At 65.6% G+C, this 23687-nt stretch carries 19 protein-coding genes and 4 tRNA genes; 9 read left to right on the top strand and 14 right to left on the bottom strand.

The features are described 5' to 3' along the window. Window positions 1-103 precede the first annotated feature (103 nt). From ruvC to thrS, 8 genes are read right to left on the bottom strand one after another with little or no spacing between them, the layout of a single operon-like run. Window positions 104-715 (bottom strand): crossover junction endodeoxyribonuclease RuvC, encoded by a 612-nt coding sequence (gene ruvC, locus J2S45_RS05095; RefSeq protein WP_307634736.1) that lies wholly within the window; start codon window positions 713-715, stop codon window positions 104-106. 2 nt (window positions 716-717) lie between these two features. Further along, entirely contained in the window at window positions 718-1476 is a 759-nt protein-coding gene (locus J2S45_RS05090; protein WP_270974492.1) for a YebC/PmpR family DNA-binding transcriptional regulator, read from the bottom strand. 52 nt (window positions 1477-1528) lie between these two features. Then, window positions 1529-2065 (bottom strand): NUDIX hydrolase, encoded by a 537-nt coding sequence (locus J2S45_RS05085; RefSeq protein ID WP_307634735.1) that lies wholly within the window; start codon window positions 2063-2065, stop codon window positions 1529-1531. A gap of 16 nt (window positions 2066-2081) precedes the next feature. Continuing rightward, window positions 2082-2666, bottom strand: coding sequence for a hypothetical protein (locus tag J2S45_RS05080; protein WP_270974489.1), 585 nt, complete (start codon window positions 2664-2666; stop codon window positions 2082-2084). Next, window positions 2663-3787, bottom strand: coding sequence for a glycosyltransferase family 4 protein (locus J2S45_RS05075; protein WP_307634734.1), 1125 nt, complete (start codon window positions 3785-3787; stop codon window positions 2663-2665). The genes J2S45_RS05080 and J2S45_RS05075 overlap by 4 nt, the downstream gene beginning before the upstream one ends. Then, window positions 3784-4743, bottom strand: coding sequence for a phosphatidylinositol mannoside acyltransferase (locus tag J2S45_RS05070; RefSeq protein WP_270974485.1), 960 nt, complete (start codon window positions 4741-4743; stop codon window positions 3784-3786). The genes J2S45_RS05075 and J2S45_RS05070 overlap by 4 nt, the downstream gene beginning before the upstream one ends. Next, window positions 4740-5366, bottom strand: a complete 627-nt coding sequence (gene pgsA / locus J2S45_RS05065) for a phosphatidylinositol phosphate synthase (RefSeq protein WP_307634733.1) — start codon at window positions 5364-5366, stop codon at window positions 4740-4742. The genes J2S45_RS05070 and pgsA overlap by 4 nt, the downstream gene beginning before the upstream one ends. Window positions 5367-5375: 9 nt before the next feature. Further along, on the bottom strand, window positions 5376-7391 hold the full coding sequence (gene thrS / locus J2S45_RS05060; protein WP_270974482.1) for a threonine--tRNA ligase: 2016 nt from the start codon (window positions 7389-7391) through the stop codon (window positions 5376-5378). 121 nt (window positions 7392-7512) lie between these two features. Between thrS and J2S45_RS05055 the strand changes: the two genes are divergently transcribed. After that, the gene (locus J2S45_RS05055; RefSeq protein WP_307634732.1) at window positions 7513-8880 is read left to right on the top strand and encodes an L-serine ammonia-lyase; all 1368 of its coding nucleotides are present in this window, start codon (window positions 7513-7515) and stop codon (window positions 8878-8880) included. An 81-nt stretch (window positions 8881-8961) separates the two neighbouring features. Here J2S45_RS05055 and J2S45_RS05050 read toward each other — a convergent pair whose 3' ends face one another. Both J2S45_RS05050 and J2S45_RS05045 read right to left on the bottom strand, forming a co-directional pair. After that, window positions 8962-9603, bottom strand: coding sequence for a response regulator (locus J2S45_RS05050; protein WP_270974477.1), 642 nt, complete (start codon window positions 9601-9603; stop codon window positions 8962-8964). Beyond that, a complete protein-coding gene (locus J2S45_RS05045) occupies window positions 9600-10769 on the bottom strand; it encodes a sensor histidine kinase (protein WP_296929576.1) in 1170 nt (389 codons plus the stop codon). The genes J2S45_RS05050 and J2S45_RS05045 overlap by 4 nt, the downstream gene beginning before the upstream one ends. Before the next feature lie 134 nt (window positions 10770-10903). On the opposite strand from J2S45_RS05045, the gene J2S45_RS05040 reads away from it, so the two are divergent. Beyond that, window positions 10904-12349: a PspC domain-containing protein gene (locus J2S45_RS05040; RefSeq protein ID WP_307634731.1), complete on the top strand. Its 1446-nt coding sequence runs from the start codon at window positions 10904-10906 to the stop codon at window positions 12347-12349. A 1-nt stretch (window position 12350) separates the two neighbouring features. Then, on the top strand, window positions 12351-12536 hold the full coding sequence (locus J2S45_RS05035; protein WP_270974472.1) for a hypothetical protein: 186 nt from the start codon (window positions 12351-12353) through the stop codon (window positions 12534-12536). 57 nt (window positions 12537-12593) lie between these two features. Here J2S45_RS05035 and J2S45_RS05030 read toward each other — a convergent pair. The 3 genes from J2S45_RS05030 to J2S45_RS05020 all read right to left on the bottom strand — a co-directional run bounded on the left by J2S45_RS05030 (window position 12594) and on the right by J2S45_RS05020 (window position 12856). Further along, a tRNA-Val gene (locus J2S45_RS05030) sits at window positions 12594-12670 on the bottom strand. A 7-nt stretch (window positions 12671-12677) separates the two neighbouring features. Next, window positions 12678-12748 (bottom strand) — tRNA-Cys (locus J2S45_RS05025). Between the two features lie 35 nt (window positions 12749-12783). After that, window positions 12784-12856: transfer RNA gene (locus J2S45_RS05020), tRNA-Gly, on the bottom strand. Window positions 12857-13018: 162 nt separating this feature from the next. On the opposite strand from J2S45_RS05020, the gene J2S45_RS05015 reads away from it, so the two are divergent. The 6 genes from J2S45_RS05015 to J2S45_RS04990 all read left to right on the top strand — a co-directional run bounded on the left by J2S45_RS05015 (window position 13019) and on the right by J2S45_RS04990 (window position 21713). Continuing rightward, window positions 13019-13093 (top strand) — tRNA-Val (locus J2S45_RS05015). A gap of 232 nt (window positions 13094-13325) precedes the next feature. Further along, entirely contained in the window at window positions 13326-15563 is a 2238-nt protein-coding gene (gene glgX, locus J2S45_RS05010) for a glycogen debranching protein GlgX (protein ID WP_307634730.1), read from the top strand. Window positions 15564-15641: 78 nt separating this feature from the next. After that, the gene (treY, locus tag J2S45_RS05005) at window positions 15642-18146 is read left to right on the top strand and encodes a malto-oligosyltrehalose synthase (RefSeq protein WP_307634729.1); all 2505 of its coding nucleotides are present in this window, start codon (window positions 15642-15644) and stop codon (window positions 18144-18146) included. Next, window positions 18139-19866 carry a malto-oligosyltrehalose trehalohydrolase gene (gene treZ / locus J2S45_RS05000; protein ID WP_307634728.1) on the top strand — a complete coding sequence of 576 codons (1728 nt, stop codon included), beginning with the start codon at window positions 18139-18141 and terminating at the stop codon, window positions 19864-19866. The genes treY and treZ overlap by 8 nt, the downstream gene beginning before the upstream one ends. 63 nt (window positions 19867-19929) lie before the next feature. Continuing rightward, window positions 19930-20514, top strand: coding sequence for a DUF3000 domain-containing protein (locus J2S45_RS04995; protein WP_296929570.1), 585 nt, complete (start codon window positions 19930-19932; stop codon window positions 20512-20514). Further along, window positions 20511-21713 carry an HRDC domain-containing protein gene (locus J2S45_RS04990; RefSeq protein WP_296929569.1) on the top strand — a complete coding sequence of 401 codons (1203 nt, stop codon included), beginning with the start codon at window positions 20511-20513 and terminating at the stop codon, window positions 21711-21713. Before J2S45_RS04995 ends, J2S45_RS04990 begins: the two co-directional genes overlap by 4 nt. On the opposite strand, the gene dxs is transcribed toward J2S45_RS04990, so the two are convergent. Next, entirely contained in the window at window positions 21710-23575 is a 1866-nt protein-coding gene (dxs, locus tag J2S45_RS04985) for a 1-deoxy-D-xylulose-5-phosphate synthase (RefSeq protein WP_307634727.1), read from the bottom strand. The two genes, J2S45_RS04990 and dxs, sit on opposite strands and share 4 nt — an antisense overlap. Window positions 23576-23687: the final 112 nt, after the last annotated feature.

The raw sequence follows: 23687 nt of genomic DNA, 5'->3' as shown, positions 1-23687 counted from the left end.
CCTGTTTGATTATATCCGCTCGCGATCGGCGATGTCGACCGCGCCGGCACGCACCCGCGTCCCCGGCGCCCCCTTCGCCGCGGCCGGGTGGCGATCGCTGGCGCTACTTGGGCTCGACAGCACCGTGGCGGCGCGAGACTCGCTCGGCGTTTGCCCAAAGCTTCTGCGCCGGGGTGAGGTCGTTTCCCTCGGCTCGCGGCAACATCCCCGCGCCCCCGTGTTGGGAACGATCCACGATGTGTTCCGCTCCCCCGCGCCAGGCGTGGCAGATCGCCACCGCGAGGGCGTCCGCGGCGTCCTTGGGGCGCGGCGGGGCCTGAAGGCGAAGAATGCGTTGAACCATGAGCTGGACCTGGGCCTTCTCTGCCCGGCCGTTGCCCGTCACCGCTGCCTTGACCTCGGAGGGCGTGTGCATCCCCAGCGGCAGGGCGGCCTTGGCGGCCGCCAGCATCGCGATGCCAGCCACCTGGGCGGTGCCCGTTACGGAGCGCACGTTTTCCTGGGCGAAAACCCGTTCGATCGCCACAACGTCCGGCCGGTAGAGCCGAATCGCCTCCTCGATGGCGTTCGAGATAATGAGCAGGCGCTGATGGGGTGCCATCTCCGGCTTCGTGCGGGCGACGTCGACGGCGACGATAGCGACCTGCCGCCCCCGCGCGTCGACCACCCCGATGCCGCAGCGCGTCATGCCGGGGTCCACGCCCAGGACGCGCACCTCTAGTCCTCTTCCTCCAGTTGCGCCGCGATCTCGGCCGGGATGTCGACGTTGGAGTAGACGTTCTGGATATCGTCCAGGTCGTCAACCGCGTCGATAAGCTTCATCACCTTGCGCGCCGTCTCAAGATCCACGGCCACCTTCATGGAGGGCACGAACTGGACCTCGGCCGAGTTGTAGTCAACACCGGCGGCCTGCAGCGCCTTACGCACCTCGACCACATCATTGGGCTCGGAGAGGATCTCGAAGACCTCGCCGGCGTCGGTGATCTCTTCCGCGCCCGCCTCGAGGACAGCCATGAGTAGCTCGTCCTCGTCGTTACCCTCAACCGGAACCTCCACCACGCCCTTGCGGGCGAACATGTAGGCCACCGAACCGGGGTCAGCGAGCGTGCCACCGTTGCGGGTCACCGCCACGCGCACATCCGAGGCCGCGCGGTTGCGGTTATCGGTGAGGCACTCGAGGAGCATCGCGACGCCGCCCGGGCCGTAGCACTCGTACGTGATCGACTCGTAGTTGACAGACTCCCCGCCCTCGCCCGAGCCACGCTTAACGGCGCGGTTGATGTTGTCAGCCGGAACGGAATTCTTCTTGGCCTTCTGAATGGCATCAAAAAGGGTGGGATTTCCGTCGGGGTCTCCGCCGCCGTTGCGCGCCGCCACTTCGATGTTCTTAACGAGGCGTGCGAACAACTTGCCGCGCTTGGCATCGATCGCAGCCTTCTTATGCTTCGTGGTTGCCCACTTGGAGTGTCCTGACACGTCTTTTTCCTTTCGACTCAAGTACAGGCGTCATTGTACAACGCCCACCACGTCATTCCTCAACGGCGCTGATAAGTTCACCGTCCCACCCCGCGCGCCACCGACGGGCCATCGCGACGAGGCCGACCGGGAAAACCAAAACGCCGCCCGCTTCCGTGGCGGCGAGCTCGTCGAGGTCCCACCAGCGCATGTCGTCCAGTACTTCCTTCTCCACATCCGTCAGCCGGGCGCCCGCGCGCGAATCGATCCGCACCTCTTCCTCCTCGCTCACGTGGAGGAGGAAGAAGAGCTCGTCCTGCTTACGGGTGGAGAAATAGAAGCGGAACGTCGAACGCCGATCGAGGACCGGCCCGACCAGCCGCCCGGGATCCACGTGAAGTCCCGTCTCCTCGGCGAGCTCACGAGCCGCGCCCTCGGCTGCACTCTCGCCCTGCAGCAGGCCGCCTCCGGGCGTGAACCACCACCGGTAGTCGGCGCGGTCGACGTCGTGGCCGAGGATCATCAGGATCTGACCGCGCGTGTTGAACACGACGCAGCGACCCGCCCGGCGATGTGGGAAGCCGTCCGCGTCAAGGGGCCATTCGTTCACGGTCTCCGCTGGCCGCTCACTCACGGTCGAGCCGATCGTCAAGGTTGACCATCTGCGGCTCGGGCGCCCGCCCGTGCAGGTGCAGGAGGCGCACCAGCCAGTTGCGCCGCACGCGGCGCGCCTGGGAGACGTGATTGTTATGGAAGCGACGTGTCATTTGCACCGCGACGCGCGCGCGTTGCAGGTCTTCCAGCTCTGGCGATGTCGCCTCCAGCTGATCAACCGAGTGGCGCAGCGCCCGGCTCAGCTCCGATTCGAGCGTGAGGCGGTCCGGCGGTTCGCCCGCACCGCGGCTGAGCGTGCGCCCGTCGTCCTCGATGACGATGGCGTCCAGCCCGTCGTCGACGATCGGGTAGGCCGAGGCCTCGATCGCCGCGGTGGCGAGATCAGCAACAACGATTGAGCTCGCCACGTCCAGCACCCCGCAGCGAGCCACCCGCAGGGCGGCTCGTGCCCTATCCACCAGCGCGCGCTCGAGGGCGACACGCGACTTCATGACGTTCTTGTGAAGACGGTCGAGCGAGCGGGCAAGCAACGTTGCCGCGATGCAGATCACGAGCAGGACGCCGACGACGACGAGCAGTGCGATTTTCCACGTCATTCGTCCACCTCGATCCTGGCGGTGCGAATCGCCGTCTCGTAAACCGAGAGAATATGGGAGGCGACCGTCCCCCAGTCATAGCGCCATGCCGCCTCAGAAGCGAGGGCGGAGATTCTGACGCGCATGGGGCGATCATCGAGGGCGGCGTTGACCACGCGGGCGAGGTCCTGCGGATCCTCGTTGCTAAAGTGCACGCCGAACTCCCCGTCGGAGAGCACGGCGCGAAAAGCCGGGATGTCGGAGGCGACGATGAACGCCCCCGCGCTCATCGCCTCCACGAGGATGATGCCGAACGACTCCCCGCCCGTGTTCGGTGCGATGTAGGCGTCGGCGCTGCCGAGCAGGAGCGCCTTGTCACGATCGGAGACGGGTCCGAGGAACTCGACGGCGTCGGCGTTCGCTCCGAACATGCGCGATGCCTCCTGCGTATCACCCTTGCCCGCCACCAGTAGCCGCACCCCCGGGTGCGCCGCGCGAATCTGGCCGAACGCCGCGGCGACGACGGGCAGGCCCTTGCGCGGCTCGTCGAGGCGCCCCAGGAAGGCAAGCGTGGGCGCCTCGGGCGTGCCGGTGAATCGCGGATCGGGGGCGTCGATCTGCAGGTCCGAGACGAACACGCCGTTGGGGATGACCCAGGCGTCCCCGCCAAGGTGCTGGACGGCCGTGCGCCGGGCCTCCTCGGAGACGGCGATGCGTGCCTGAATCTTGTCAAGGATCGGCACGAGGAAGGGGGATGCGAGGGTCAGCATTCGCGAGTGATCCATCGCAGTGTGGAAGGTGGAGACCACCGGGCACTCGGCGCTCATGAGGGCGAGCATCGACACCGACGGCGTGAAGGGTTCGTGAACATGGAGGACGTCGAAGTTGCCCTGCTTGAGCCACTTTCGTACCTCACGGTTGACGCGCGGGCCAAAGCTGAGGCGCGCGACCGAGCCGTTGTAGTGCACCGGGATCGCCGCACCGACGGGGTAGACGAAGTCCTCAGCCGGCGTCTTTTCGGCCGGGGCGATGACGGACACCTCGTGCCCGCGCGATATCAACTCCTGGGCGAGGTCGCGGATGTGGTACTGCACGCCGCCGTGCACGTCCCACGAGTAACCGCAGGCAATTCCGATCTTCATGTGGGTTCCTTAAACCTGGCCAGCCGCGCCGGGTCCAGGTCCTCGACGAATACCTTTTGGAGCATATGCCAATCGGCAACATGGGTGGCGAGTAACGGCCAGGCCTGGTCGAGCCAGTCTTGATTCATCCGCACGATGTCGGCCTCGCGCTCCTTTCCACTCGCCTCCGGCCCGACCCCGGCGCGAATTGGCTCGCCGAAGATGATCCGGATCCCGTAGCGGGTTCCGGCGCGGCGCACGCGCTCGGCGTCGTGACCGAAGTCGTCGTTGACGATCGTGATCGGCCACATCGGTTCACCCGTGCGCTGGGCCAGCAGCGCCGCGCCCACCGCCACACGAACCGGCTTGTCCGCGAGGTTCACCTGGACGCCGGAGGCGGATAGGTCCCGGTCGCATAGCAGCGTGACGATGATCGGCTCTGTGCGCATGGAGCGCTCGAGGTGGGAGATCGCCCCGCCGCCGGTTTGGTAGATGGTCAGCCCGATCGAGCGGCGGAAGCTGAGGAAGTGCTCGGCCAACTCGGGCGGGTTGAGCTTTTCCGCGATCGAGTGGACGGGTGCGAGGTTCCTGGTCGCCCAGGCCCCGGCGAGGTCCCAGTTGCTCATGTGAAGTAGCGCCGCCGAGGCCGAATGCCCCGACTCCAGGTGTGCCCTTAGCGCATCGACATTCTCGCATGTGACCCGCGCGTCGATCTGTTCTTGCGTCAGCGAGCTGAGGCGGAACACCTCGTAGTAGTAGTCCATGTAGGAGCGCATCGCCCTGGAGCTACGCCGCCGCGCCCTCCAGGATCCCGTCACGGGCACGATGCGATCCAGGTTGGCACGCAGCTGGACCGCGCCGTGCATGTTGGAGGCGCCCGTAACCGCGCCGACGGCCCGGAAGATCGCCCGTCCCACCGGTTCGGGCAACGCGTCAACCAGCCACGAGGCGGCCCGGAAGAGGCCCAGGATACTCACGCGTCACCAGCCTGCGCCATCTGCTTGTGGACGTAGACGACGCGCTGGCCCACCGTGAACAGGGCGAGGACAGCGAGCACCCACATGCCCACGGCCATCACCCAGTGGGTGGCGCCAAGCCCTGTGGCAAGCACGAGGATGAGGGCGAAGACGAGGCGGTCGGCTCGCTCGGCAAGGCCCACCGACGCCGAATAGCCCACCCCCTCCGCGCGCGCCCGGGCGTAGGGCACGATTCCGCCGACGATGGCGGCCGCGATGGCTCCGGAGACCACCCAGACCTTCGTGGCCTCGTCCGCGTGCAGGTAACCCCACATCGCGAGCGAAGCGAAGATCGCGCCGTCGGAAAACCGGTCCATCGTCGAGTCGAGGAAGGCGCCAAACTTCGTGGTCTTACCCGTCAGGCGCGCCATCTGACCGTCCAAGTTATCGAAGATGACGAGGATGGTTACCACCAGCGCACCAACCAGCAACTGGTTGAGTGGGAAGAGCACCAGCGCGGCGACGGAGGATGCCACCCCGCCCACGATCGTGACGGCGTTGGCACCGACCCCCATCCGGACGAGAGCCTTGGCGATGGGACCAAAGATGACCTTCGCCAGCGGCCGGCCGCTGCGAGAAAGCATGGCTACTCCCTACTGGTTCTCGTGGCTGTCGATAGCCGCGCAGATCCGTTCAATCGCCTGGTCGACGGCGATGCCGTTGTCCTGCGAGCCATCGCGCATGCGGAAGGATACCGCGCCCGCCGCCGCGTCGTCACCGCCGGCGATGAGCGTGAATGGGATCTTGTCCTTCGAGGCGTTGCGGATCTTCTTTCCGAAGCGGTCGTCGGAGGTGTCGACCTCCACGCGCACGCCACGCGAGCGCAACTTGTCCGCCACATCGAACAGGTAGTCGTCGAAGGCCTCAGCCACCGGCACGCAACGCACCTGGACCGGGGCAAGCCACGCCGGGAAGGCTCCGCCGTAATGCTCGGTCAGCACGCCGAAGAAGCGCTCGATGGAGCCGAAGAGCGCGCGGTGGATCATCACCGGGCGCTGGCGTGAGCCGTCGGAGGCCGTGTATTCGAGCTCGAAACGCTCGGGCAGGTTGAAGTCGAGCTGGATGGTAGACATCTGCCAGGTGCGCCCCAACGCGTCCTTCGCCTGGACCGAAATCTTCGGCCCGTAGAAGGCAGCACCCTCCGGATCCGGAACGAGCTGAAGCCCCGAGGCGGTGGCCACCTCCTCTAGCACGCGGGTGGATTCCTCCCACACGTCGTCCTCCCCCACGTACTTCTTCGGGTTCTTGGTTGACAGCTCGAGGTAGAAGTCGTCCAGGCCGTAGTCCTTGAGCAACGACAGGACGAAGTCGAGAAGCGTGGTCAGCTCCTCCTTCATCTGATCGCGGGTGCAGTAGATGTGGGCGTCATCCTGGGTGAATCCACGGGCGCGGGTCAGACCGTGGACGACGCCGGACGCCTCGTTGCGGTAGACCGTGCCAAACTCAAACAGGCGTAGCGGTAGCTCGCGGTAGGAGCGTCCGCGAGAGCGGAAGATAAGGTTGTGCATCGGGCAGTTCATCGGCTTGAGGTAGTAATCCTGGCCTTCCTTGACCACATTGCCCTCGGCGTCGACCACCTCGTCCATGTGCATCGGCGGGTACATACCATCTCGGTAGAAGTCGAGATGGCCCGAAATCTGGAAAAGGTTGCCCTTGGTGATGTGCGGGGTGTTGACGAACGAGTAGCCCGCCTCCAAATGGCGCTTACGCGAATACTCCTCCATCACCATCCGGATGATGCCACCCTTGGGATGGAAAACCGCCAGGCCCGAGCCGATCTCATCCGGGAAGGAGAACAGGTCCAGCTCGGTGCCGAGCTTGCGGTGGTCGCGCTTTTGCGCCTCCTCGATCCGGGTCTTGTAGGCCACGAGTTCGTCCTTGCTCGGCCAGGCCGTTCCATAGATGCGCTGGAGGGAATCGTTGGCCTGGTCTCCCCGCCAGTAAGCAGCCGAGGAGCGGGTGAGCGAGAAGCCGTTTCCGATCAGCTTCGTGGTGGGCAGGTGGGGGCCACGGCACAGGTCCGTCCAGACCACCTCGCCGCGCCGGTTGACGTTGTCATACATCGTCAGCTCTCCCCCACCAACCTCGACGGACGCACCCTCGGCGGCCTGGTCGTTGTCGGCGTCCGAGCCACCCTTGAGGGTGATGAGCTCGAGCTTGTAGGGCTGATCGGAAAGCTCGGCCGCGGCGTCGTCGTCGCTCACCGGGCGGCGCACGAAACGCTGACCCTCCTTGACGATCCGGGCCATGTCCTTCTCCAGCTCCTTGAGCAGTTCGGGGGTGACGGCCGGGATGTTGCCGAAGTCGTAGTAGAAGCCGTCCGTGATGAACGGGCCAATGCCGAGGTTGACTGACGGAAACTTGTTCTGGACCGCCTGGGCGAGGACGTGGGTGGCGGAGTGGCGAAGGATGTTGAGCCCGTCCTGCTCGTGGATCGTAACCCCCTCGACCGTGGCGCCGTCGGGTAACGTGGCCAGATCCGTGGCCAGATCCTTCAGCTCGCCGTTCACCCGAAGGGCGACGATCTCCTTGTTGGCCTTGAAGTGGTCAATTCCGCTCACGGACTCGCTGATCTGCAGCGAGTCTCCGTCAATCACTAGGTTGGGCACAGTGGCTCCTCTCACATCTGGTACGCACATACAAGGTACGCACGTCGCCATCATACCCCGCCCCGCCAACCTCCCTTTTCTCGCCTTCATGTGAAGCCCTACATACGACTACTATCGTCCCATGAGCTTAAGCGTGTTTGACCTGTTCAAAATCGGGATCGGTCCCTCCTCCTCACACACCTCCGGGCCGATGACGGCCGCCCACATGTTCGCCGGCCACCTGCCCGGCTCGGTCAGCCGAGTCCGGGTTCGCTTGTACGGCTCGCTCGGCGCCACCGGCATCGGTCACGGCACCGACAAGGCCGTCATCCTCGGCCTCATGGGTTTCGAGCCGGCGCGCGTACGGCCCGAACGCGTCGCCGACGCCGTGGGGCGGGTCCGCGCCGAGCGCCGCCTCCCGCTCGCCACGGCCGCCGGGCAGATCACCATCTGCTTCGATCCGGCTACAGACATCGAACTCCTGGGCCATACCGAGCTTCCCGGGCACCCCAACGCCATGACGATGTCCGCATTCAACGGTGAGGAGCTTATCCTCGAGCGCACCTATTACTCCGTGGGCGGCGGCTTCGTGGTGTGCGAGGAGGACGCCGACATGGGGATCGCGCCCACCGCCGACCTTCCCCACGCTTTCCGCACCGCCGACGAGCTCCTCCTCATCTGTCAGCTCACCGGCATGTCGATCGCCGACGTGGCACGCGCCAACGAGGAGGCCCTCCACACGGGCGAAGAGATCTCCAGCGGACTCGCCGCTATCTGGGAGGTGATGCAAAGCTGCGTCACTGCGGGCCTCGACCACGGCGGAGTTCTTCCCGGCGGACTGCAAGTGCTGCGCCGCGCCCCAAAGCTGCACGCCGCCCTCCTCGCCGAATCCGACGCGGCAGACCCGCTGCGGGCCATGGACTGGATCGGGCTCTACGCACTCGCCGTCAACGAGGAAAACGCCGGGGGCGGCCGCGTCGTCACCGCACCGACCAACGGCGCCGCCGGGATCATCCCCGCCGTCATGCACTACTGCCGCGACTTCATCGGTCTCGACGCCGACGCCGTGGAAACCTTCCTCCTCACCGCCGGCGCCATCGGGATGATCTTCAAGACCACCGCCTCCATATCCGGCGCCGAGGTCGGCTGCCAGGGCGAAGTGGGCTCCGCATGCTCGATGGCGGCAGCCGGCCTTGCCGCCGTGCTGGGCGGCAACCCGCGCCAGGTGGAGAACGCCGCCGAAATCGCCATGGAACACAACCTGGGTCTCACCTGCGATCCCGTGGGTGGCCTCGTGCAGATCCCCTGCATCGAGCGCAACGCGATCGCCGCGATCAAGGCCGTGGCCGCCGCCCGCACCGCCCTGCGCGGGGACGGCTCCCACATGGTCTCCCTCGACTCCGTCATCGCCACCATGCGAGAGACGGGCAAGGACATGCAGGCCAAGTATAAGGAGACGGCGCTCGGCGGCCTGGCGGTCCACGTGGGCGTCAACGTCATCGAGTGTTAAGAACCGCAACACCGCTCGTTCCGATGCCCCGTTCCTGACAGGCCCGAGCCTGCTGACGCCCGCAGCGCCCAGGTTCCCCCGCTAGATCCCCCGGGCCGCCGCCCACCGCGAGAGCTCCTTGCGATTGGACAGCTGGAGTTTGCGAAGGCAGGCCGACACGTGCGTCTCGACCGTCTTGACCGAGATGAACAGTTCCGAGGCTGTCTCCTTGTAGGTGTAGCCACGGGCAATCAGACGCATGACGTCCTGCTCGCGGGCTGAGAGCCGGTCGAGCTCCTCGTCGCGTTCGGCCACGGCGCTACGGGACGTGCCGAAGGCGTCAAGAACGAAGCCGGCAAGCTTGGGTGAGAAGGCGGCGTCGCCGGCCACCACCCGCTCGAGCGCCTCGATGAGCTCGTCGCGATTGATCGACTTGGTGACGTAACCACGCGCCCCCGAACGCACCACGGAGACGACATCCTCCGCCGCGTCCGACACCGACAGCGCGAGGAATCGCGGTCCGTTCTTTCCGGCGAAGGCACGGATGACCTCGGCGCCTCCCCCGCCCGCCCCGCCGGGCAGATGGACATCGAGAAGGACGACGTCGCAGTCTACGGCTCGGATGACATCGATCGCCTCCTCCACGCTCGCGGCCTGTCCCACCACTTCGACCTCGTGCCCGTCGATCTGGGCGATGATGCCCGCTCGGACCAGGGCATGATCGTCGACCACAATGACTTTCATTCTTCCTCCTCGCCGACCCCGAGGTGAACCTCGGTTCCTCCCGTGGGCAGTGGCGAGCGCACGCTCGCGTGCCCGCCCACGCGCTCCATTCGTCCGTAGATCGAGTCACGCACTCCTCGCCGATCCTCACCAATGCTATCCACATCGAAGCCCTCCCCGCGGTCGCGCACCCAGACGTCGGCGCGCTCGCCGAGCTCTGCGTATACCGAAATCGGGCTACCGCCGTGCTTGCAGGCGTTTGTCAGCGCCTCCCCCGCCGCGTCAATGAGCGCCTGGGTTCGCGCGGTGACCTCGGTGTCGCCGGTGATGACGACGTCGATCTGGGCGCCGTACGTCGCCTCCACATCGCGGGAGCGACGGGTCAGGACGGTGGCCACCGAGGTCTCGTCACGGCGGTCCGAGTAAAGGTAGTCGCGCAACTCTGCCTCCTGTTGGCGGGCGAGGAGACGGACGGCGTCGGCGTCCTCGGCGCGAGAGCGGATGAGGGCGAGCGTCTGGAGGACGGAGTCGTGCAGGTGCGCGGCGATGTCGGCTCGGGTCTCCTCCCGAATGAGCTGGGCGTTCTGCTCCTGTGCCCGCACGCGCGATCGCATCTGGGAGGGGTAGAGCACGAAGCCGCCGCCGGCGAGCGCGGCGAGCCCGGTGGCGAACGCGGTCGCGATGTCGGCGTCGGCGACGACGTTACCGACCACGACGACGGCGCCTAGCGTGGCGAGCACGAGCCCGCCGGCGAGCGCGACGTTGGACCACCTGCCTTGGACGGACCACGCGATCGCGCCGCCGGCGAGGACTAAGGCGATGGGGAGCGCCCAGCGCGCGAGCGGGAAGTAACCCGCAACCACTAGGAGGATGACGAGGCCTATCGCCCCGAGGGCGACGGAGGTAGCGGGCCGAGAGTCCCGTCCGGGGGTGAGCGGCTTGATCAGCCTGCGTCGGCTGGTGTCGACGCCCGCTCGAGGCAATGCCAACGCGAGCACCACGTAGACCACGACCGGAACGATCGTCCAGGATAGGAGAGCGAAGGCCCAGCGCCACGCGCGTACGGGCCCGCCGAGGTGACCGGCCAGCCCCTGACACACTCCGGCAAGCCGGCTTGGCTCACGACGCTCGAGGGGCAGGCGTTGCCTCGCCCACGGCGCCCGAAGATCTGCATAATCCGCATCCATGCCTCGATCGTCTCACCCCGGAGACCCAAACCCAACCATGCGGCGGACAATTCAGGGCTTTTCAGGGAGGAATCAGGGTTTATTCAGGGGTGTTCAGGGACGCTTTGGGCGTGCGGATAGCGAAGAATGAGGCCATGGACCTTTTCGATTCCCTTCGTTCCCAGCCCCTGCGGCGCACGCCCGACAGGCTCGCCGGTGGCGTCTGCGCCGGCCTCGCCCATCGCTGGGGTATCTCCCCCATCTTGGTCCGCATGGGCCTCATCGTGCTTGTCCCATTCGGCGGCCTCGGCTTCCTCCTGTACGGGCTTGGCTGGCTCCTCCTGCCCGATTACGACACCGAGGACATCGTGGCCGACGGCGCGCTTCGCAGCCCCGACGCGGCCTTCGCCGCCTCCGTGATCCTTATCCTGGTCGGCGCGGTGATGTTCATGCCGTTCGTCGCGATCTGGGGAAATTTCATCGCCCATCGGACACCAGCAACGCTCCCGGTGGTCGGGCTGGTCCTCCTCGCCGGGGTGTTCTGGGTGTTCTGGCGAGGTCGCTCCACGCAGCCCCCATACGGGCCGGCGCGCCCCGGCCCCGCCGGCTACGGCGCCGCTCAGCCAGGGCCAGCGTACAGTCAACCCGCACCGTTCAGCGCAACCCAAGGCGAGGGCGCCACTCATGCGACGGCGCCATACGACACGGTCCAGTACGCGACGACACAGGACGAGACGGCGTCGTACCACACGGCACAGCACGGTCCAACCCCGTACACCACAGCGCAATACGAATTCGATCCCGATGCCGAAGCGGCCCTCAAATCGGCACCCGAGTTCTCCGCTCCACGGCCCACCAAGGCACCCAAAGTCAAGAAGCCGGCACTGAGCGGGCGGGCGATTTCGCTCATCCTCGCCACCGCGCTCGTTGCCACCGCCATCGCGCTCATTGCCGTGCCCGGCCGGTTCGCCGCCGTCCTGATGGCACTGAGCGTGGGGCTCGCCGTCGTCGCCGTCGGGGTCATGTATGCCGGCGTGCGGGGCTTGCGGGCCACGTGGCTCACCGCCCTCACCTGGCTACTCGGTTTGCCCACCGCGGCAATGCTCGCTCTGGCACTCATCATGCCCACCCACATGATCACCTCGCCCAAGCTCGTCCTTGCGTCGTCCCGCGCCTACGATGGCCCTTCGTTTTTCTCGGTCGCGGGCGCCACCTTCAAGACTGACACCGCCACGCCGCACACCTACTCCGTCGACACCTTCATTCATGCGGACAACCCCTACACCTTTAGGGAATCAGACCCCGTCATCATCGAGGTCACCCGGCGCGAGGGATCCTACGGCACCTCTTACGCAAACCTCAACGGGTGGCAGGCCTGGGAAGTGGAGGTCGACGGCAAAAGGTGGCAAGAACCCGCCAATCCCACTGTCCAGTATTCCGACGGGAGGTGGTGGGCGTCTCTGCCTGTCAACGAAGGCAAGACCCTCCGTATCTTCTCCCCCGCCGCCGTCGCTAACCCCGAAGATGCCACCACCATCAAGATCACCTACTCCTACGGGACCGTGCTCGTCGGCTCCCTACCCGCGAAAGAAGGAAACTAACATGCGTATCAGCACAGCCATCTTCGGCTCACTCGCACTCATTCTTGCCGCCACCGGCATCACCCGCGCCGCCGGCGCCGCGATCGACGTCCGCATTGTCGTCGTCATCATGCTATTCACCGTATCGGCACTACTGGCCATGAGCGCGTTCCGTCGAACGGACAAGCCAGAAGAGGACGTCCTATAAGCCCCCGCCTACGCCCATAGCCTGCGGGCATGAAAAATCCCCGGAGTTCCGGGGATCTGGTGGGCGATACTGGATTCGAACCAGCGACCTCTTCCGTGTCGAGGAAGCGCGCTAACCATCTGCGCCAATCGCCCATACGAGAGGTGGGTACGGGATTCGAACCCGTGTATACGGCTTTGCAGGCCGCTGCCTCGCCTCTCGGCCAACCCACCAAGTGGTTAAGTAACTCTACATTACTTGGCCTTCGAGCGGATGACGGGATTCGAACCCGCGACCCCCACCTTGGCAAGGTGGTGCTCTACCAGCTGAGCTACATCCGCATATCAACTCGACGGTTCCCGTCTCGCTGACTGCCTGATTAATATAGCCACAATCGCCGACCGGTGTCTAATCAGGATAACGTGACGTGCACTACGCCCATTGCGTTTGCTTCGTCCCGCCTTCGTCGGCTACTGTCTTTGAGCAGAGATCACCTGATCTTTGGGCGATTAGCGCAGCGGTAGCGCACTTCCTTCACACGGAAGGGGTCACTGGTTCGATCCCAGTATCGCCCACCATTTCTTTCTCGCGGCCGCGTGCCGCACATCCCCTGCTTTACACACCTTCTGGCCGCGTGCCGCATAGGCGTCTCCGTTTGCCGCCGCCCACTCCTGTCACTTGCCGGCGACGCCCGGCATGCCCCTTTTGCGCCATACACGGTTTCCTTGCGACACGCTAAGAGATGCCGGAGTTTTCCGCGCTCTGGCGCATTATTACCAAAATTTCTCCCAGACATGAGATTCTAAAGGTATGGAAATTTGGCCAGGAAAACCGTATCCGCTCGGCGCCACCTTCGACGGCACCGGCACTAACTTTGCGATCTTCTCCTCCGTGGCAGACAAGATCGAACTTAGCCTGATCGACGAGGCGGGAGGTGAGTCGCGCGTCGAGTTGCGCGAAGTCGACGCCCACGTCTGGCACTGCTACCTGCCGGGGGTACGGCCGGGTCAGCTTTACGGATTTCGCGTCCATGGCCCCTACGAGCCAGACAACGGCCACCGTTGCGACCCGTCCAAGATCCTCCTTGATCCTTACGCAAAGGCGATCGAGGGCCAGGTGGCCAACCACCAGGCCAACTTCTCCTACGATTTCAACGATCCGGGCAAGCTTGCCGGGGTGGACTCGCTCGGCCACACGATGCTTTCCGTCGTCGTCAACCCCTTCTTCGACTGGGGCCACGACCGTCCACCCAAGCACGAATACCACAACACCGTCATTTACGAGGCCCACCTGAAGGGCATGACGGCGCTCCACCCGGACATCCCGGAAGACCTCCGTGGCACCTACATGGGTATGGCCCACCCCGCGATGGTTCGCTACCTCAAGGAATTGGGGATCACGGCCGTCGAACTCATGCCGGTTCACCAGTTTGTTAACGACACTTCCCTTCAAGACAAGGGCCTGTCCAACTACTGGGGATACAACACGATCGGCTTCTTCGCACCGCAGAACACCTACTCTTCCTCGGGTGGGATGGGCTCCCAGGTGGAGGAGTTCAAGGCGATGGTCAAGGCTTACCACGACGCCGACATCGAGGTGATCCTCGACGTGGTTTACAACCACACGGCCGAGGGTAACCACATGGGTCCCACTCTCTCCTTCCGCGGCATCGACAACCGCGCCTACTACCGGCTCGTCGACGGCGATCTCGCCCACTACTTCGACACCACGGGCACGGGCAACTCGCTGAACATGTCCTCCCCGCACTCGCTGCAGCTCATCATGGACTCGCTGCGCTATTGGGTGGTGGACATGCACGTGGACGGATTCCGCTTCGACCTGGCCTCCACCCTGGCGCGCGAGCTACACGCGGTCGATAAACTGTCGGCCTTCTTCGACATCATCCAGCAGGACCCGATCATCTCCCAGGTCAAGCTCATTGCCGAACCGTGGGACGTGGGCGAGGGCGGCTACAACGTCGGCGAATTCCCACCGCTGTGGACGGAGTGGAACGGCGACTACCGCGACACGATGCGCGATTTTTGGCGTGGCGAGCCCTCGGTTCTTTCCGAGTTCGCCTCACGCTTGACGGGATCTTCCGACCTGTATGAGCACTCCGGACGCCGCCCGTTCGCCTCGATCAACTTCATCACCGCACACGACGGCTTCACGCTGACCGACCTCGTGTCCTACAACGAGAAGCACAACGAGGCCAACGGCGAAGGCGGAGCCGACGGATCGTCGAACAACAAGTCGTGGAACATGGGCGCCGAAGGCCCCACGGATGACCCTCAGATCAACAAGTTGCGCGCCCGGCAGATGAAGAACTTCTTCACCACGCTGCTCACCTCCCAGGGCGTGCCGATGATCTCGCATGGCGACGAGCTGTGCCGCACCCAGCAGGGCAACAACAACACGTACTGCCAGGACAACGAGCTGTCGTGGGTGAACTGGGACCTGGATGAGGCTCAGCTCGACATGCATGCCTTCGTTCAACAGGTGATCAAGCTACGCCATGACCACCCGGTGTTTCGGCGTCGTCGATTCTTCATGGGCGACGCCGGCCGCGGCGGCGAGTCCGAACGCGGGGACATCATGTGGTTTGCCAACAACGGTGAGGTGATGGAGGACGAGGACTGGGACACCTGGTTCGCGCGCTCGGTCATGGTTTATCTCAACGGCGAACGCATCGCGGAGCCGAATGCCCGCGGCGAGCGCGTGATCGACGACGACTTCCTGCTGGCCTACAACGCCTCAGAGGAGGATCTCGACTTCACGATCCCCAGCACCGACACCGATGCGGTGTGGAACGTGATCCTGTGCACGGACCCGGAACGCGATCGTGGCAGCGGTTACGGCGGCGGGGACACCTTCACGGTGACATCGCGCTCGATTACGATCCTCATGCGCTGCTGCAACACCGAGCACGGGCTCATGGACGGCGACCTGCGCACGGCACTCAACGCCGCCAGCGCGGAGACCGCCCCGGCCGTGGGAACGGTATCTGATTGGGCCGTTCGCGAGCACATATCGGCTCCACACAAGTAGGTCGCAGCCAGCCCCCGTCAGCCGTTGAGGCTGTTTCGGGGGCTGGCCTATACTGGTAGTTCGCCACGGAGGAGTTTTATGACTGCCGAAGAAGTCGTCCGACACCATTCTCATGTCCCATCCGAAGGCCGCCGCCAGCCGGTGACGACCTACCGCATCCAGGTCAGTCCTGATTTCGATTTCGCTGCGGTGGAGACCGTCGTGCCCTACCTGTCCAGCCTCGGGGTCACCGACGTGTTCTTCTCCCCCATTCTTCAGGCGGCGCCCGGGTCGATGCACGGCTACGACGTCGTCGATCACGAACGCATCTCCGCCGACCTCGGAGGCATCGAGGCCTTCCGTAGCGTCTCGAAGGCGATTCACGACGCCGGGATGCACCTTATCGTCGACATCGTCCCCAACCATATGGCCGTTCCCACGCCGCTGTATCACAACAGGGCGCTGTGGTCGGCATTGCGCGACGGGGAGAATTCCCCCTACCGCGCGTGGTTCGACATCGCGCTCTCCGACTCCGGGGATGGGCTGCTCATGCCGGTGCTGGGCAACCGCATCGGCCAGGTGCTCGCCGCAGGCGAGATCACGGTGGAGGAGATGGTGGTGCCCGGCTTCGAGGAGGATGGGCCGACGAAGGTGGTGCGCTACTTTGACCACGTTTTCCCGGTCCGGCGGGGCACGGAGGCGCTGCCACTCGTGGAGCTGCTCGACGCCCAGTATTACCGTCTGGCGCACTGGCGGGTGGCCAACGAGGAGATTAACTACCGGCGATTCTTCGACGTGGACACGCTCGCCGCGATCCGCGTGGAGGACGAGGCGGTCTTCCGCCAGTCCCACGCGCTCTTGTTGCGCCTTTTCGAGGAGGGCTTCATCGACGCCTTCCGCATCGATCACCCCGACGGGCTCGCCGACCCGCGCGGCTACTTCCGAAATCTGCATGCCGCGTCGGGCGGGGCCTGGTCGGTTGCGGAGAAGATCCTGGAGGGCGAGGAGACGTTGCCCACCGACTGGCCGGCTGCTGGTACCACGGGCTACGACACGCTCGCGCGCCTCCAAGGGCTCTTCACGGACCCGGAGGGGCTCTCCGCGCTGACCCAGCTCTATGGCGAGATGTCGGGATCTACGGATTCCGTGTCCACGGTGGAGGTCAAGGCCAAGCGGCAGATCGTGGAGACCTCGCTGTTTGCCGAGGTCGACCGCCTGGCCAGCCTGCTGGCCGACATTTGTCATTCTGATGTGCGGCTGCGCGACCATACCTTCCGCTCGCTGCGCGACGTCGTGGTCGAGCTCGTCATCCATATGGATCGCTACCGCGCCTACGTGGTTCCGGGCGAGCGCCCCGATCCCGAGGACGAGCGGGTCCTGCGTGCAGCTGCCGAGCGCGCCGCCCGCAACCTGGACCCGGATCGGCAGGAGAGCCTCGACGTCGTCGTCGACATTTTGCTCGGCAACGAGATCGGCTCAGCCGGACGCACCCACGAGGCGCGTCGCAACGAGGTGATCGTACGTTTCCAGCAGGCGTGCGGGGCCGTCATGGCCAAGGGCGTTGAGGACACGACCTTCTACCGCTACACCGTGCTCACCAGCGCAAACGAGGTGGGCGGCGGGCCGAACCACTTCACGACGACACCGGACCAGTTCCACGATTTCCAGATGCGCACGTTCCTCACGTGGCCGGTGACGATGTCGACCCTGTCTACGCACGACACGAAGCGGTGCGAGGACGTGCGCGCACGCATCGCGCCAATTTCGCAGTACGCCCAAGAATGGGTCTCCACCCTCACCCAGGCCCGGGATCTCGTGGCGGGCGAGCGCCCAGCTGACCTCGACGGGCAAATCGAGAACCTGGTGTGGCAGACGCTGATCGGCACCTGGGACGAGGGGCCAATTGAGGCAAAGCGACTCGACGCGTACCTGCTCAAGGCGGCCCGCGAGCAAAAGTCGTGGACGACGTGGACCGAGCAAAACGAAGCCGCCGAGCAGGGCCTGCTCGAGTACGTGGACGCGATCATGGCCAACGAGGACGTGCTCGCCTTGCTTGCCGACTTTCACGAGCTGACCCGCCCGACGGTGCGAACGATGATCCTGAGCCAGAAGGCGATCCAGATGACGGGGATCGGAGTGCCGGACACCTACAACGGCGAGGAGGTCACTCAGACCTCGCTCGTGGATCCGGACAACCGCCGCCCGGTCGACTTCGCGGGGCTGGCCAAGATGCTCGCCCGCCTCGATCGCGACGGACTGCCCTCCGCTCCAAACCTCGACCAGGAGAAGCTGTGGATCACTTCACGGCTCGCGCGACTGCGCCGCGAGCTGCCCGAACTCGCCTCGGCGGAGTGCGGCTACCAGGCCCTGCCCGTCTCCACCGGTTATGCTCTCGCCTTCGCCCGCACCCGCGCGGAGGAGCCGATCCTCGTCACGGTAGCGATGCGTCACGTGCCCGAGTTCACCGGCGACTACACCGTGGTTCTTCCCGAGGGTAGCTGGCACAACGTGCTGACGGGTGCCGAGCTCGAAGGCGGCACGCAGGATCTGGGCGAGGTCCTCGGCCGATTCCCCACCGCCGTCCTGGAGAAGATGTATGCCTAGCATTGCCGTCTGGGCACCCGAGGCCGAGTCCGTCGCCGCCGTCGTCGAGGGTCGCGAGATCACCCTTGAGCGGCAGGGTGATGGCCGCTTCGGCCTGCCCGAAACGTTGCCCGCCGGCACGCGCTACCATCTGCGGGTCGACGGCGGGATGGGCCTACCCGACCCGCGTTCTATGTGTCAGCCCGAGGGCCCACACGGTCCGAGCGAGCTGGTCGACCCGGCCTCGTTTATGTGGACGGACGCCGACTGGCACGGCGAGGACCTAGCCGGCAAGGTCTTCTATGAGCTACACGTGGGCACCTTCACCGATGAGGGCACCTTCCGCGCCGCGATCGGAAAGCTCGACCACCTGCGCACCCTCGGCGTCGACGTCGTCGAACTCATGCCGATCGCGCCCATGCCCGGACAGCGCGGCTGGGGCTACGACGGGGTCTCCATCTACGCCATCCACCACCCCTACGGGCGCCCGGAGGACCTGGCGGCGCTCGTGGATGCGATCCACGCACGCGGGATGTCGGCCTGCCTTGACGTCGTCTACAACCACTTCGGCCCGGACGGGAACTACCTGGCCCAGTTCGGCCCGTATTTCACCAGCCGCCACCACACGCCGTGGGGCGAGGCGCTCAACCTCGACGGCGACGGCGCGACCCACGTGCGCCGATACCTCATTGACAACGCCGTGCAGTGGTTGCGCGACTACCACTTCGACGCGCTCCGTCTCGACGCCGTCCCCCATCTGCGCGACGACTCTCGCTATCACTTCCTCGCTCAGCTCTCCGACGAGGTGGCCCAGCTTGGCCGCAGTCTAGGGCGTCGCCTGACGCTCATCGCCGAGTCCGATCTTAACGATCCGGCGATGGTCACCCCCACCGCGGCGGGCGGGTTCGGGATGGACATGCAGTGGGCCGACGACGTTCACCATGCCCTTCACGTGTGGCTGACCGGGGAAACGAACGCGTACTACGTCGATTACACGGGCCGCGAAACGATGCGCCAAGCTTTCGAACACGGATTCGTGAGGGTGGGCCAGGAGCTCCAGTTCGACCCGGCGCCGCGCGGCTTACCGATCCCGGATGGCATGAGCGGTCACCGTTTCGTCGTCTTTGATGAAAACCACGACCAGGTGGGCAACCGTCTCATCTCTGACCGCCCCTCGCGCAAGCTTTCCCCCTGCGTGCTTGCCGTCTCTCGCGCGCTCATCCTGCTCTCGCACTACACGCCGATGCTCTTCATGGGCGAGGAATGGGGAACGTCGCACCCGTTTAACTACTTCACTGACCACGGCGCCGAGCTCGGCCCCCTCATCAAGGACGGCCGCGAAGCGGAGTTCGCCACCTGGGATCTTGCCTCCGTCTATGGAGACGAGCCGGTTTCCATGCCGGACCCGCAATCGGAGGCGGCTTTCCTCGACTCCAAGCTGGACTGGGCGGAGGTCGCTGAGCCGGATCATTGCCGGATGTTCAACTTCGTGCGTGACCTCATCGCGTTGCGCCGCTCCGATCCCGATCTTGCCTCCGGCGACCGCTCCCGCACGGAGTTCCACCTCGCCGGCGATGCCGGGTGGATGCGGCGGGGGCAGGCGACGGTCGTCTTCTCCATTGCCGCTGGCCCGCGGGAGCTTCCCGCACCCACGGGTGATCTCGTGCTTGCGTGGTCCACCCCCGACCTCGCGGACGGCAAGGTGCGCTTCGACGGGCCCGGGGTGGCCGTCTTTCGCTAAGTTTGGCGCCTTTTGCCGGCGTGCCGCGGCCACAGCGCGCCCGCACGCCGCTACAGTCGGAGTGTGACCAATCAACAGCCGCCTTCGGAGTTTGTCACTGCGCTTGAGTCCCTCAAGGGCCAGCAGTTTCGTCCCGAGATCCACGTCGCCCAGATTCCGGGTCCCACGAGGATTGCGCCGTGGGCGGTGGCTTTGCAGGCCGAGGTGAATGACTCCCCCACCCTGGACCCGGATTACCTGCGCGGCTCGGCCAAGTTTGTTGTCTTGCACGACCCGGCGGGTCAGCCCGCTTGGAACGGCACGTTCCGCATCGTCATTCACGCCCAGGCCGCGATGGACGCCGCCATGGGCGACGACCCGCTCCTGGGAGAGGTCGCCTGGTCGTGGCTGGCGGACGCCCTCGACGGCAACGGCGCCTCCTATCACAGCCTCAACGGCACCGTCACCCGCGTGTTCAACGAAACCTTCGGCGGGCTCTACCTCAATTCCTCGCGCGTCGAGCTCGAGCTTCGCGCGTCGTGGACACCGCAGACCGTCTACTTGACGGAGCATCTACACGCCTGGGCCGACTTCGCGGCATCCATGGCGGGCCTGGGCCCGTGGAGTGAGACAGTACGAAGCATCGGGCGTAAGGTGGACAAGATTTGACACAGCCCACACCCGCCCGCCTACTCGATAAGCCACGCGATGGCCTGCCGCCCGTCACGGGCGACGACATCGACGACGCCGTCGCCCGTCTCGCTGCCGGCACCGGCCCCTTCGGGGTCGATACCGAGCGCGCTAATGAGATGCACTATTCCTCGCGCGCCTACCTCATCCAGATCCGTCGGGAAGGGACCGGGACGGTCCTCATTGACCCGCTCGGCATTGAGGATCGCATGGCCGGGCTGGCGGAGGTCATGAGGCAGGAGTGGATCCTCCACGCAGCCCATCAGGACCTCGTGTGCCTTGCCGAGCTCGGGTTGCGGCCCACCAAGGTGTTCGACACGGAGATCGCCGCCCTCATCCTCGGCTACGACAAGGTCTCCCTTCAGGCGGTGTGCGAGCGGGCGCTCGGCTGGACACTGGCGAAAGAGTATTCTCGCTCGGACTGGGCCCAGCGCCCCCTTCCTCTACCAATGCTCACCTATGCAGCACTCGACGTGGAGCTCCTTGGCGAGTTGCGCGAGGTGATGACGGGTGAACTGAAGGAGGCCGGCCGTTACGAGTGGTTCCTCGAGGAGTGCGAGGAGGTGCGCCTGCGCAAGCCGCCCCCGCCCCGTCAACAGCCCTGGAGGAGATCCTCACGCCAAGCGGGGATCCGCGACCAGCGCGCGCTCGCCATGCTGCGCGAGCTCTGGTCGGCCCGCGATGAGCTGGCCAGACGCCGTGATCTCGCGCCGCACAAGGTGATCCCCAACAATGTGCTGGCCCAACTTGCCAAGCGCAAGCCACGCTCGCGCGCCGACGTGGCCAACTCCTCACTGTTGCGCACCGGCTCGCGTCGGCGCGACGTCGACACGTGGTGGCGCGCCATCGATATCGCCTGGCACCTCGACGAGCGTGCCCTGCCCGAGCGCAGGTTCACCGAGCATCGCGACCCGTTTCCTCCCACGAATGAATGGGAACACAAGAGGCCCGAGGCGGCGCACCGGTGGGCGATCTTGCGCCCGACCGTCCTGGAGATCGCCGACGAGCTCGCCATCCGCCAGGAGGTCGTTCTCAAGCCGCGCACGCAGAAGATTGCGGCATGGAACGGCTGGGATAGCCTGCCCCAGCTCGAGGCGATCCTCGCAGGTGACGGCGCTCGCCCGTGGCAGATCGAGCTGACGGCACGCCGCATTCACGACGCCGTAGCGGCCGGCTAACGCAGCGTCTTTGCCGTTGCGACCACGGCGTCGGCGTCCATTGCCTCGCGGTGCAGGATTGCCGCCCGGGCGGCGTGCTTGAGGAAGGCCTTGTGGATGCCGAGGTTGCGTACGGGCACGTCCGAATTGGCGCGTGCCAGCGCGGAGCGTAGCTCGTCACCCACGCCGCCGTCGATGAGACCGTCCTCGAGGACGATCACGCCATCCGCGCCAGCAACCAGCTCGACCAGGTCGGGGCTTGTGGGAAGCACCCAGCGCGGGTCGACCACCAATACCGACCCCTCTATCCGCTCGGCGGCCTCGACCATTGCGTGTGCCATCGGGCCAACGGCGACGAGGACGAGCGGCTTTCCACCCTCGTCGCGTTCGTAGACGACGTCGAGGCTGCCGGCCTTGCGCAGGGTTGGCAGCTCGGGCGGGACCGAACCCTTCGGGTAGCGCACGATGGTCGGCGCCGCGCTAGCCGTGGCCTCGCGGAGGAGCTCGCGCATGCGCGGCTCGTCACGCGGGACGGCCACCGACAGGTTCGGGATCATCGCCGCCATCGACAGATCCCACATGCCGTTGTGGGAGGCACCGTCATCACCGGTCACGCCCGCACGATCGAGGCAGATGGTGACGGGCGCGTCGTGGAGGGCCACGTCCATGAGTAGCTGATCGAAGCCGCGGTTGAGAAACGTCGCGTACAGCGCGATGACGGGGTGATAGCCGGCCTTAGCCAGACCCGCCGACATCGTCACGGCGTGCTGCTCGGCGATCCCTACGTCAATGACGCGCCTCGGGAACTCCTCCCGCATGAGGGACAAGCCCACGGGCTGGAGCATCGCGGCGGTGATTCCCACGATCGCGGCATCCTTCCGGGCGATGTCGAGGATCTCCTCGGCGAAGATCGAGGTCCAGCCGAAGCGGGAGGGCTCGATGGGCAGGCCGGTCTCGGGATGAATCTTGCCCACCGCGTGGAAGCGGTCGGCCTTGTTCTCCTCCGCCGGCCTGTAGCCGCGTCCCTTCTCCGTCATGGCGTGGACGACGACGGGTCCGCCGAAGTCGCGCGCCATCCGGAATGCCTCTTCAAGGCTGGCGATGTCGTGGCCATCGACGGGGCCGATGTACTTCAGCCCGAGCGAGTCAAAGATACCGGCGTCGAAGAGGATCTCCTTCATGCCCTTCTTGATGCCGCGCAGCGTGTCGTAGGTGAGCTTGCCCGGCAGTCCGCCGTCTTGAAGGGTGCGTTTGCCCCAGTCGAGGAAGTTCTCGTAGTCGCGGTTGACGCGCACCGCGTCGAGCTTACGAACCGGGTCGAAGCGGCGCACGATCCCGCCCACGGTTGGCGCATACGAGCGGCCGTTGTCGTTGAGGACGATGACGACGGGGCGGTTGGGATCCTCCGCGATGTTGTTCAGCGCCTCCCAGGCCATGCCGCCGGTCATCGCGCCATCCCCGATGATCGCCACTACTCGGTGGTCTTGACCTGACATCTGCATGCCGCGCGCGATCCCGTCCGCCCAGGACAGCGCCGTCGAGGCGTGGGAGTTCTCAACGACGTCGTGCTCGGATTCGGCCCTGTTCGGGTAACCCGAAAGCCCGCCCTCCTGACGCAAGCCCTGGAAGTCCTTCCGGCCGGTGAGAATCTTATGCACGTATGCCTGGTGGCCGGTATCCCACACGAGGACGTCGCGCGGGGAATCGAAGACTCGGTGCAGGGCGATTGTCAGTTCGACGACCCCGAGGTTGGGGCCGAGGTGGCCGCCCGTCTTCGCCACGTTGACCACGAGGAAGCGGCGGATCTCCGCCGCAAGCTGTGTAAGGTCCTTGTTGTTCAGCGAGGCGAGGTCCGCAGGACAAGTAATCGAATCAAGAATCACTAGGGCTCCTTAAACTACCCATAGAGATTACCACCGTCCCTGTCCATCGTCTGCTCCCCTACCCTCCCTGCAAGAAAGAACATGCGCAGGCCGGGGACGAAAAAGGGGCGGT

This window comes from Trueperella abortisuis (genome assembly GCF_030811095.1).
GTDB lineage: Bacteria > Actinomycetota > Actinomycetes > Actinomycetales > Actinomycetaceae > Trueperella > Trueperella abortisuis.
Note: the sequence above shows the minus strand (reverse complement) of the source record. Positions and strands in the feature narration are given on the sequence as shown.